Annotated in this window: 15 protein-coding genes; 4 read left to right on the forward strand and 11 right to left on the reverse strand. The window is 73.3% G+C overall.

What is annotated here, in order from left to right; genetic code table 11:
* Nucleotides 1-118 precede the first annotated feature (118 nt).
* The 4 genes from flgC to CKO13_RS07935 form a co-directional block, all read right to left on the reverse strand.
* Nucleotides 119-604, reverse strand: coding sequence for a flagellar basal body rod protein FlgC (gene flgC, locus CKO13_RS07920; RefSeq protein ID WP_200259158.1), 486 nt, complete (start codon nucleotides 602-604; stop codon nucleotides 119-121).
* Between the two features lie 6 nt (nucleotides 605-610).
* Nucleotides 611-1,015: a flagellar basal body rod protein FlgB gene (flgB, locus tag CKO13_RS07925; RefSeq protein WP_200259160.1), complete on the reverse strand. Its 405-nt coding sequence runs from the start codon at nucleotides 1,013-1,015 to the stop codon at nucleotides 611-613.
* A 227-nt stretch (nucleotides 1,016-1,242) separates the two neighbouring features.
* A complete protein-coding gene (locus tag CKO13_RS07930) occupies nucleotides 1,243-2,067 on the reverse strand; it encodes a CheR family methyltransferase (RefSeq protein WP_200259162.1) in 825 nt (274 codons plus the stop codon).
* Nucleotides 2,068-2,090: 23 nt separating this feature from the next.
* Nucleotides 2,091-3,026: a chemotaxis protein gene (locus tag CKO13_RS07935; protein ID WP_200259164.1), complete on the reverse strand. Its 936-nt coding sequence runs from the start codon at nucleotides 3,024-3,026 to the stop codon at nucleotides 2,091-2,093.
* Nucleotides 3,027-3,207: 181 nt separating this feature from the next.
* Between CKO13_RS07935 and flgA the strand changes: the two genes are divergently transcribed.
* From flgA to CKO13_RS07955, 4 genes are all read left to right on the forward strand, one after another.
* Entirely contained in the window at nucleotides 3,208-3,960 is a 753-nt protein-coding gene (gene flgA / locus CKO13_RS07940; protein WP_200259166.1) for a flagellar basal body P-ring formation chaperone FlgA, read from the forward strand.
* A gap of 163 nt (nucleotides 3,961-4,123) precedes the next feature.
* Entirely contained in the window at nucleotides 4,124-4,447 is a 324-nt protein-coding gene (gene flgM / locus CKO13_RS07945) for a flagellar biosynthesis anti-sigma factor FlgM (protein ID WP_200259168.1), read from the forward strand.
* A gap of 7 nt (nucleotides 4,448-4,454) precedes the next feature.
* Nucleotides 4,455-4,967, forward strand: a complete 513-nt coding sequence (locus CKO13_RS07950) for a flagella synthesis protein FlgN (RefSeq protein WP_200259170.1) — start codon at nucleotides 4,455-4,457, stop codon at nucleotides 4,965-4,967.
* A gap of 45 nt (nucleotides 4,968-5,012) precedes the next feature.
* On the forward strand, nucleotides 5,013-5,396 hold the full coding sequence (locus CKO13_RS07955; protein WP_200259172.1) for a hypothetical protein: 384 nt from the start codon (nucleotides 5,013-5,015) through the stop codon (nucleotides 5,394-5,396).
* Here the strand turns inward: CKO13_RS07955 and rplS are convergent.
* The 7 genes from rplS to CKO13_RS07990 all read right to left on the reverse strand — a co-directional run.
* Complete coding sequence (gene rplS, locus CKO13_RS07960) at nucleotides 5,389-5,742, reverse strand: 50S ribosomal protein L19 (protein ID WP_200259174.1); 354 nt, start codon at nucleotides 5,740-5,742, stop codon at nucleotides 5,389-5,391. The genes CKO13_RS07955 and rplS overlap by 8 nt on opposite strands.
* The gene (gene trmD, locus CKO13_RS07965; RefSeq protein WP_200259176.1) at nucleotides 5,739-6,554 is read right to left on the reverse strand and encodes a tRNA (guanosine(37)-N1)-methyltransferase TrmD; all 816 of its coding nucleotides are present in this window, start codon (nucleotides 6,552-6,554) and stop codon (nucleotides 5,739-5,741) included. Before trmD ends, rplS begins: the two co-directional genes overlap by 4 nt.
* Nucleotides 6,532-7,047 carry a ribosome maturation factor RimM gene (gene rimM, locus CKO13_RS07970; RefSeq protein ID WP_200259178.1) on the reverse strand — a complete coding sequence of 172 codons (516 nt, stop codon included), beginning with the start codon at nucleotides 7,045-7,047 and terminating at the stop codon, nucleotides 6,532-6,534. The genes trmD and rimM overlap by 23 nt, the downstream gene beginning before the upstream one ends.
* Nucleotides 7,048-7,084: 37 nt before the next feature.
* Nucleotides 7,085-7,339, reverse strand: coding sequence for a 30S ribosomal protein S16 (rpsP, locus tag CKO13_RS07975; RefSeq protein WP_200259180.1), 255 nt, complete (start codon nucleotides 7,337-7,339; stop codon nucleotides 7,085-7,087).
* Between the two features lie 121 nt (nucleotides 7,340-7,460).
* Nucleotides 7,461-7,844, reverse strand: coding sequence for a DnaJ family domain-containing protein (locus CKO13_RS07980; protein WP_200259183.1), 384 nt, complete (start codon nucleotides 7,842-7,844; stop codon nucleotides 7,461-7,463).
* Nucleotides 7,835-9,811, reverse strand: coding sequence for a DNA repair helicase YoaA (locus tag CKO13_RS07985; RefSeq protein WP_338034607.1), 1,977 nt, complete (start codon nucleotides 9,809-9,811; stop codon nucleotides 7,835-7,837). Before CKO13_RS07985 ends, CKO13_RS07980 begins: the two co-directional genes overlap by 10 nt.
* The coding region (locus CKO13_RS07990) for a tetratricopeptide repeat protein (protein WP_200259189.1) at nucleotides 9,774-10,216 on the reverse strand (443 nt) is incomplete at its 5' end. The genes CKO13_RS07985 and CKO13_RS07990, both read right to left, overlap by 38 nt.

Below are 10,216 nucleotides of genomic sequence, written 5' to 3' on the forward strand. Positions count from 1 at the left end.
CCCCCGCTCCCCCCACCGGGCAGCGGCGCGCTACCTCCTGACGCCGGGGCCCCTTGCGTGGCGCCGGCGCCGCCTAGGAGTTGACTCGGATTGAGCATGCTCGCGCTCCTCTTGCTGGCTAGCGGCCGATGCGGATGGTGTCCATCATCAGGTCGCGGGTGGTCTTCATGACCTCGACGTTGTTCTGGAACGAGCGCGAGGCCGAGATCATGTTGGTCATCTCCTCGACGCTGTTGACGTTGGAGCGGTAGACGTAGCCGTCCTCATTCGCCTGCGGGTGGTGCGGCTTGTAGAGGGGCTGGATCTCGGCGTCGCTCTCCACCACCCCCGGCATGGCGACGGGGACGCTCGGCCCGGCCTGCGACCAGGGGTCGTGGAGCGCCGCCGGGGTCACGGCGCCGGCGCCGGAGCCGCCCTGCCCGGCGTAGCCGCCCTGGGCCTGCTGGAGCGCGGCGGCGAAGACCGGCTCCCGGGCGCGGTAGGCCTGCTCCCGGCTCGAGGCCACGGTCTCGGCGTTGGCGAGGTTGCTGGCGACCGTGTTGAGGCGCAGCTGCTGGGCGTTCATGCCGGTGCCGGCAACGTTGAGCGCGTGCGATAGAGCCATAGCGTGCTACTTCCCTTTGATCGCGCCGCTGAGCTTCTGGACGCGGCTCTTGAGGAACTCGATCGTCGCCTGGTAGTCGACGACGTTCTCGGCGAACTTCGCCTTCTCCACGTGCGTCTCCACGGTGTTGCCGTCGAGCGAGGGCGAGTGGGGCACCCGGTATAAAGCCTGGGGATCACCTGCCGCTAACGAGGGGGAATCCGGCTGGAGGTGCTGGGCATGGGTAGCCCGCAACGGCTCCGGCGACGGCCCGGTGGCCTGGCGCATCGCCTCGCGGAAGTCCATATCCCGGGCCTTGTAGCCCGGCGTGTCGGCGTTGGCGATATTCGAGGCCAGCAGCTCGTGGCGTCGCGCCCGTAGCTGCAGGGCCGGCTCGGCCACGCCGAGCGGCTGATCAAAACGGCTGGCCATGCTCCTCTCCTCAGCGCTTGCGGCATTGAGCGCAAGATGCAGGTTGCATGCCAGGTACGGCCTGCGCGGTATGGCGCGGGCTGGGCGGGTAGTGCCCCTATCCGGGCCGGTAGGGAGTTGCCGGCTCCTGCCGGCCCAGGGGCACGCGATTGCCGCCTCGCTGGAGCCGCAGGAGCGGGCATAGAGGGAGAGCGAGGGGCGGCGCTAGCGCGCCGCCGGGCAAGGCCCTAGCGGCGGCGGTAGATCACCCCGCCGTCGAGGCGGAGGAGCTCGAACTCCTCGGAGTGGCGGGCCAGCGACTCGGAGGCGCCCACGATCAGGTAGCTGCCGGGCTTGGTCACGCTCGCGATGCGCTCGACGATGTCGCGGCGCGACTCCCAGCCGAAGTAGATCAGCACGTTGCGGCAGAGGACGATGTCGAAGCGCCCGAGCCCGGCGTAGCTCTCCAGCAGGTTGTGCACCCGGAAGGAGGTGCGCCGCCGCACGGCGGGCTTGACCTCCCAGGTGTCGTTCCCGACGGCGTCGAAGAAGCGCCGCTGGCGCTCGGCGGAGAGGCCGCGGCTGGCGACGTTCGCCCGGTAGCGGCCGCGCTTGGCCTCCTCGATCATCGCCGGCGAGATATCCGTGCCGAGGATCTCGGCCTCCAGCCGCCCGCCCTGGCTGTTGTACTCCTCCAGCGTCATGCTCACCGAGTAGGCCTCCTGCCCGGAGGAGCAGGCCGCCGACCAGATCCGCGCCGGCGAGGCCCGGCGGCGCTCCATCTCCGGGAAGAGGTGCTTGCGCAGCACCTCGAAGGGGTAGGAGTCGCGGAACCACTGGGTCTCGTTGGTGGTCATGGCCTCGACCACGCGCCCCTTGAGCCCCGCCGTGGGGCGCCGCTCGAGGGCGCGGACGAGCTCGCCGAAGCTCTCGATCCCCTCCTGCTCGAGCACCGGGGCGAGGCGGCTGGCGACGAGGTACTGCTTGTTCTCGCCGAGCACGATCCCGCAGGCGCGCTCGAGGAAGTCGGCGAACGCGCGGTAGTCTTCGTCGCGAATCGACAGCGCTGACAAGGTGGGTTCCTCCCCGGCGGTGGCTACTGGCTGGCCTCGGCGAGCCGGGCGCGAACCCGCTCGGCGAGGTCACCGGAGTGGAACTTGGCGAGGAAGTCGTCGGCGCCGACCCGGCGCACCATCTCCGAGTTGAACACCCCGCTCAGCGAGGAGTGCAGCAGCATGTGCACCGAGGTCAGCTGCGCGTCCTCGCGGACGTAGCGGGTCAGGGTGTAGCCGTCCATCACGGGCATCTCGATATCCGAGACGACCATGAGCAGGTCGTCGAGCCCGGAGGGCTCCTGGCGCTCCCAGGCGCGCAGCTGCTCGAGCGCCTCGCGGCCGTTCTCCTTGGCCACGACGTGCAGGCCGAGCTCCTCGAGGGTGCGCTGGATCTGCTTGCGCGCCACCGTCGAGTCGTCGACGACGAGCACCTTGAAGGCCTCGGCGCCGGCGGCGCTGCCCACGCCGCCGCCCTCGGTGGTGTGCGGGTCGGCGCCGGCGGCCTGGTTGACCTCGGCGAGCACCTTCTCGACGTCGATGATCTGGATCATCTCCTCCTCGTAGCGGGCCACCGCCGTCAGGTAGCCGCCGGAGCCGCCGCCGCTCGGCGGCGGGAGGACCTCCTCCCAGTTGATGTTGATGATCCGGTCGACCCCGCCGACGAGGAAGCCCTGCGTCTGGCGGTTGTACTCGGTGATGATGATGTAGTTGCCCTCCTCCTTGCGGATCGGCTCGCCGGAGGTGGCGTAGCTCAGGTCGAGGATCGAGAGGGCCTGCCCGCGCACGTAGGCGATGCCCCGGGCCGCCGGGTGCGAGTGGGGGACGCGGCTCAGCTCCGGGGCGGGGATCACCTCGCGGACCTTGAAGACGTTGATCCCGTAGCGCTGCCGGTCCTCGAAGCGGAAGAGCAGCAGCTCCATCCGGTTACGCCCCGCTAGCTGGGTACGCTGATCAACGGAGTCGATGATTCCGGCCATAGTCCCGGGCTCCTCGTAGGCTGCGGCCCCTAGGCCGCCTCTGGCATGCTCGCCATGTTAATCCCCCTCCCCAGTGAGAGAAAGCGCCGAGGCGGCGGCGTATAATCCGGTAATCCGGGCGCATCGTGGAGATGGCCGGGAGTCGACGCCCCTCGATACGCGCCGCCCTAGGAGGTCCAAGATGGCTACCGCTGCCCGCCCCAGGGGCACCGCCTCGCCGCGGCCGAGGGCGCCCTCGCCGCGCCCGTGCGCCCTCCTCCTGCTGCTGCTGATCGGCAGCGCCGCGGCCGCCGATCGGCCCCGGCAATCGCCCGAGGCCCTCGAGGCGGCGGCGGAGGCGTTCCTGGAGGAGGCCCTCGCCGAGGCGTACGAGGAGGTCGAGGTCACCGCCCGCGGCCTCGACGGGCGGCTGAGCCTGCGCCCCTGCAACGCCCCCCTCGAGGCGTTCATCCCCCACGGGCGCGATCCGCTGCGGGCGAGCACGGTCGGCGTCCGCTGCACGGGCGAGGCCCCCTGGACGGTCTACGTGCGCACCGAGATCGAGGCCCGCAGCTCGGTCCTGGTGGCCGCGCGCCCGCTCCAGCGCGGGGCGCGGCTCCGGCGCAGCGACGTCAGCGCCGCGATGCGCGACGTGCGCCGTATCCACGGCCAGTGGTACACGGACCCGCAGGAGGTCGTCGGCCAGCAGGTGCGCCGCCGCCTGCGCCAGGGCGAGCCCCTCACCGCGAGCCAGCTCGAGGCGCCGGTGCTCGTCGAGCGCGGCGAGCGCGTGCTCATCGAGGCGGGCCGGGGGGCGGCGATTCGCATCACCAGCCGGGGGCGGGCGCTAGACGATGGGCGTCAAGGAGAGCGCGTTCGCGTCGAGAACCTAGACTCGGGGCAGGAGATCGAGGGCCGCGTGATCGGCGAGGGCCGGGTCCGGGTCGGCTTCTAGGCCGGCTCCCCCTATTTGCCTTCTACCGGCGAGTGCGCCAAAGTGTGGCGAGCGCTAGACTAAAGTTCTCTCTCCCCGTGCCGATCCCGAGGTAAACGGTGACGTCTATCCGAGCGATGGGCTAGGCACTGGGGGCAGGAAGCGAACGGACGAGGAGAGCCCGATGTCCAATCCGATCGAAGGGGGGTCGCGGCCCCACGGGCCCGCCGCGACGCAGCCGGGCAAGGGGCACAAGGCGAGCGGGGATGCGGCGCAGCCGGATCCCGCCCCGGCAGCAGGCAGTAGCAGCGCCGCCGCGACCGATGGGGCGGAGGCCTCCGAGCGGCTCCAGGCCGTCCGGGAGCGCATCGACCAGTCGCCGGAGGTCGATCAGGAGCGGGTGAACGCCATCAAGCAGCGGATCGCCGACGGCGACTACCCGATCGACGCCGAGAAGGTCGCCCGGAAGTTCGCCGAGCTCGAGGCCCTCATCGAGGGGGAGCAGTAGCCCGGCGATGGCCGAGCTGACGCCCCCCGGCAGCCGCGAGCTCTCCCCTGAGCGCGCCGAGCGGCTCCGCGTGCAGCTCGAGCGCTGCCGGGAGCGGGCTGCCCTGCTCGCCGAGACGCTCGAGCGCGAGGCCGAGTACCTCGGCGAGCGGCGCCTCGACGGCTACCACGAGCTCGTCCAGCGCAAGAGCGAGCAGATCGAGGCGCTCGAGCGCAGCGAGCGGCGGCTGCAGCGCCGCCTGGAGGAGATGGGCTTCCCGCAGGGCCGGGAGGGTGCGCGCGCCATCCTGCGGATCGCGCCGCCGGCGCTGCGCGAGGCATGGGAGGGGCTGGAGGCGAGCCTGCGCACCCTGCAGGCGCGCAACGAGGCGAACGGGCGGCTGATCTTCCGCAGCCTCGACCACACCCAGCGGCTGCTCGAGCTCGTCGCCAACAGCCACCAGGCGGCCGCGGAGCAGACCTACGGCACGGACGGCGCCTACACCCCGAGATCGCGCAGCCGCCCGATCACCCAGGCGTGATCGCCCCCCTTCAAGGGCTCTCCACCTCGACCGAGGGAGGCAGGCATGGCCGAGATCGACCCGAGCATCGCCAGTCACGACGCCTCGCGAGCGGCCCTCGGCGCCGAGCGGGGGAGGCACCCCTCGCCGAGCGAGGCGGGCAGCGACGCCCTGCGCGGGCCGGAGCGCTCCGCCCAGGGAGACGGCCTAGAGCGGGGGAGCCCCGCCGCGGACGGGGTGGGGAGCAGCGCTGCCGAGGTGAGCGCCGCGCCGCAGAGCTCGGCGACGGGCAGCCAGCCCCAGGACTCCGAGGCGGCAAGGGCCCTCGCCGCGCAGACCCGCGAGCGCATCCTCGAGCAGCCCGAGCAGGCGGCGGGCTCGGCGATGGGAGAGACCTCCCAGGAGCCCGCCGCTACCCGGATGAGCCGGGCTATCGAGGCCCTTAGTTGACCTTCTCCTTGATGCGCGCCGCCTTGCCGCTGAGCTGGCGCAGGTGGTAGAGCTTCGCCTGGCGCACGTCACCGCGGCGCTTGACGACAATGCGCTCGATCTGCGGGCTGTAGGTCTGGAAGACGCGCTCCACGCCCTCGCCGTGGGAGGTCTTGCGCACGGTGAACGAGGAGTTCAGCCCCCGCTTGCGCTTGCCGATGACCACCCCCTCGAAAGGCTGCACACGCTCGCGGCCGGCCTCGCGCACCCACACCTGCACGAGCACGGTATCGCCCGGAGCGAACTCCGGCACGGTGTGCTTGCACGCCTCGATCTGCTCACGCTCCAACTCGTCGATGACGTTCATGACCGTTCCCCTCGATTCTGCGTCTCGTGTTGATCGCCGCCGGTCCGCTCTACCTCGCGGTACTCGGCGATGAACTCCTCTAGTAGCCGGCGCTGGCGCCCGTCGAGCGCGCCCTCGCCCAGCAGATCCGGCCGCCGCAGCCAGGTCCGCCCCAGGGCCTGCTTGAGCCGCCACTCCGCCACGGCGGCGTGGTCCCCGGAGCGCAGCACCGCCGGGACCTCGCGCCCCTCGTAGACCTCCGGGCGCGTGTAGTGCGGGTGGTCGAGCAGGCCGGTGGCAAAGGAGTCCTCTGCCGCCGAGTCCTGGTGCCCCAGCGCCCCCGGGACCATCCGCGTGGCCGCGTCGATGACGACCATCGCCGGCAGCTCGCCGCCGCTGAGGACGTAGTCGCCGATGGACAGCTCCTCGTCCACCTCGGCCTCGAGCAGGCGCTCGTCGATCCCCTCGTAGCGCCCGCACAGCAGGATCAGCCGCTGCTGCCGGGCCAGGCGCGCCACCCCCCGGTGATCCAGCCGCGGCCCCTGGGGGCTGAGGTGGACCACCCGCGCCGGCCGCGGATCCGCGGCCCGGGCGGCGCGGATCGCCGCCCGCAGCGGCGGGATCTTCATCACCATGCCCGGGCCGCCCCCGTAGGGGCGGTCGTCGACCGTGGCGTGCCGGTCCTCGGCGTAGTCGCGGGGATTCCAGCTCGCCACCTCGACGAGCCCCCGCTCCTGCGCCCGGGAGACGATCCCGAAGCGGGCCACCTGCTCGACCATCTCCGGGAAGACGGTGACCACGTCGAAGCGCCTAGAACTCGGGGTCCCAGTCAACCTCGATGACCCCTGCTTGCGGATCGACCCGCTCGACCACCTCGTCGAGGACGAAGGGCACCAGGCGCTCCCGCTCGCCCCGGACGACGAGGACGTCGTTGGCGCCGGTGGCGAAGAGGTGGTCCACCACGCCGAGCTCGGCCCCGTCGACGGTGCGCACCCGCAGCCCCTCCAGGTCGACCCAGTAGTACTCGCCGGGCTCCGGCTCCGGCAGGGCGCTGCGGGCCACGGCGATCGTGCTCCCGAGCCACTTCCGGGCCTGATCGCGGCCGTCGATGCCCGCGAGCTTGGCCACGATCCCCTTGCCCTGGCGCTGCCCCTGCTCGAGGCCCGCCGGCTGCCACTGGCCGCCGGCCGCCAGGTACCACTCGCCGTAGCCGAGGATGTTCTCGCGGGGCTGCGTGTAGGAGTAGATGCGCAGCCAGCCGCTGACCCCGAACAGGCCCGCGACCCGCCCGACGGTGACGATCTGCTCGCTGGCGCCGCTGCTCACGAGACGCCGACCGGTGCCGCCGGCAGCCGTAGCCTGCTCAGGCGGCCTGCGCGCGCTCGGCGCGGCGGATCAGCTGAGCGACCCGCTCGGTCGGCTGCGCGCCGTGCTCGATCCACTGCTTGGAGCGCTCCACATCGAGCTTCAGCGGGTTCTCCTGCCCCGAGGCCACGGGGTTGAAGTAGCCGAGCTGCTCGATGAAGGCCCCATCCCGAGGCGTCTTCGCCTCGGTGACCACGATGCGGTAGAAAGGCCGCTTCTTTGCACCGGCCCTAGCCAGTCGAATGGTAACCATATGCCGCCCTTACAGCTTTTGCGATCTCACCTACGCCCCTCAGGGCGCGCTCGATACGTACTCAGGTAAACCGCGCATTGTACTCGCTTTGGCGCTGAAGGGAAGGGGCCGCCGCCCCGGATCAGCCCCCGAGCCGGCGCAGCAGGCGGTCCCGGTAGCCGGCCTGGAGGCCCTCGCTCCGGCCGCCGCCGCGCTCATCGAGTTGGGCGCGGAGCACGGCGAGGCGGCGCTCGGCGTGGCGGCGCTGCTCGGCGGCCTCGCTCGAGGCGTCCTCGTGGAGGGCGTCGATCAGCTCCTCGAGGCTGCGGATCTCCTGGCGGGCGGCGAGCTCGGGCGGGACGCAGCCGGCGTTCTTGAGCACCCGGTAGGCCGTGCGCAGGTGCTCCGGGACCATGGCGTCGTCCTCGAGGGCCAGGGGGCGGCCGGCCCCCGGCAGGTCATCGAGCTCGCCGCGCTCGACGGCCTCGCTCACGCGCTGCTCGGCCAGGCGGTCGATCAGGTCCACGGCTCCCCCTCCCAGAACGCGGCAACATCCGCCGCCGACTGCGTCCGAGGCATGGGCGGCAGGCTCTTGAGGAAGGTACGCCCGTAGCTGCGGCCGAGCAAGCGGGGGTCGGCGATCATCAGCACGCCGCGGTCGCCCGCGTCGCGGATCAGCCGCCCCGCGCCCTGCTTGAGGGCGATGACCGCCTCGGGCAGCAGCACATCGCGGAACGGCACGCCGCCGGCCGCCGCCACCGCCTGCTGCCGGGCCGCCGTCACCGGCTCGCTGGGGGCGGCGAAGGGCAGGCGGTCGATGACCACCGCCGAGAGCGCGGCGCCGCGGATATCGACCCCCTGCCAGAAGCTGGCCGTGCCCAGCAGCACGGCGGCGCCGTCGGCGGCGAAGCGCTCGAGCAGCCGCTGCTGCGGGGCCTGCCCCTGGATGAGCAGCGTCCGCTGCAGCTGCTGCCCCAGCCGCTCGCCGGCCAGCTGCAGGGCCCGGTGGCTGGTGAAGAGCAGGAAGACGCCGCCGGGGGTGGCCTCGATGACCTCGCGGGCGCGGGCCAGCACGGCCTCGTCGTAGCCCGGCGAGCCCGGCTGCGGCATCCCCGGCGGGATGTAGAGCAGCGACTGGCGGGCGTAGTCGAAGGGGCTGTCCAGGCGCAGGGCCTCGGTCTCGGCCGGCAGGCCGAGCCGCCGCCGGAAGGCGGCGAAGGAGTCGCCGACGGCCAGGGTCGCGGAGGTCATCACGCAGGCGCTCACCTCCCGGGCGAGCCGCTGCTGGAATGCGGCGCCGACGTCCAGCGGGGTGAGGTGGAGGCCGAAGCCGCGTCCCCGCGCCTCGACCCACTGCACCTCCGTGCCCGCCTCCGGCGCCGCGAAGCGCTCGAGGACCTCGCGGGCCCCGCGGCTGCGCCGGTGGCAGGCCTCCAGCTCCACGCCCCGCTCCGCGGCCGGGGCCAGCGCCGCCTCGAGCGCCGCGGCGGCGCTGCGCAGCGCCGCCAGCGCCTCGGCCGCCTCCGGCCGGGCCTCGACGAGCCCCTGCCAGTCGGCCCGCACCTCGCCCTCGCCCAGCGCCGCGCGCAGCCGGTCCGCCGCCGCCTCGAGCGCCTCCACGGCCGCCCGGAGGCCGGGCATGTCCCCGGCCTCGCGCCGATCGGCGAGGCGCGTGTCGCGGGCCAGCTCGCGCAGGGCCCGGGCCGAGAGGCTGTGGCCGAAGAAGCGGGCCGCCGTATCCGGCAGCAGGTGGGCCTCGTCGAGGATCAGGGCCTCGGCCTCCGGCAGCACGGCGCCGTAGCCGGCGTCCTTGACCGCCCAGTCGGCGAGCAGCAGGTGGTGGTTGGCCACGACGATGCGCGCCTCGTGAGCCCGGCGGCGGGCCTCGTAGAAGAAGCACTCCTCGTAGGCCGGGCAGCGCTGGCCGAGGCAGCGCTCCGGGCTGACGGTGACCCGCTCGGCCACCGCCTCGACGCCCGCCGGCCCCTCGGCGAGATCGCCGCTGCTCGTCCCCTGCGCCCACTCGGCGAGCCGCTGGAGGGCGTCCGCCCGCTCGGGATCGGCGGGCGGCTCCTCCGCCAGGGCGCGCTGCAGGCGGTAGCGGCACAGGTAGTTGGCCCGCCCCTTGAGCAGGGCCGCCGTCATCGGCGCCTCGCTGCGGGCCTGCAGCGCCGCCCTCAGGCGGGGGAGGTCGCGGTGGAAGAGCTGGTCCTGGAGGGTGCGCGTGCCGGTGGAGATCACCACGCGCCGGCCGTCGAGCAGCGCCGGGACGAGGTAGGCGTAGGTCTTGCCGATCCCGGTGCCGGCCTCGGCGATCAGGGTCTCGTCCGCCTCGAGCGCCGCGGCCACCGCCGCGGCGAGCTCGAGCTGCTCCGGGCGCTCGGCGAAGCCCGGCGCGACCGCGGCGAGCGCCCCGCCCTCGCGGAGCGCGTCGACCGCGCAGCGGACGTAGGGGCTACTGCTCCGGCGGGAGTGCACCGACCCGGGGGCCACCCGCATCCTCGAATCGCCGCGCCATCTGCGCCGCCTCCTCGGCGCCTTGGCGATCGCCCTGCTCGAGCCGGGCGGCGGCCACCAGCCACCAGCTCTCGCGCAGCAGCGTGGGGTCGCTGCCGGCGAGCTCGGCGGCGTGCAGGGCGAGCTGCTCGGCGCGCCGGTAGCGCCCCTGCTTGTGGCGGACCGTGGCGAGGTTCTGCCAGAGGACGCCGCGCTGGGCGTCGAGGTCGAGGGCCCGCTCGAAGCGGTGGGCGGCCCGCCGGTACTCCCCCGCCTGGAGCGCCTCCCGGCCCTGCTGGGCGAGGCGGTTGATCTCGCGGCGCTCGGCGGCATCCGCTGAGCCCCCTTGCTCAGTCGAGGCGCTCGCCCCTTGCGCCGGGGCGCCGCTCCCCCACGACCACC

Origin of the sequence: Halorhodospira neutriphila, assembly GCF_016584055.1 — a bacterium.
GTDB lineage: Bacteria > Pseudomonadota > Gammaproteobacteria > Nitrococcales > Halorhodospiraceae > Halorhodospira > Halorhodospira neutriphila.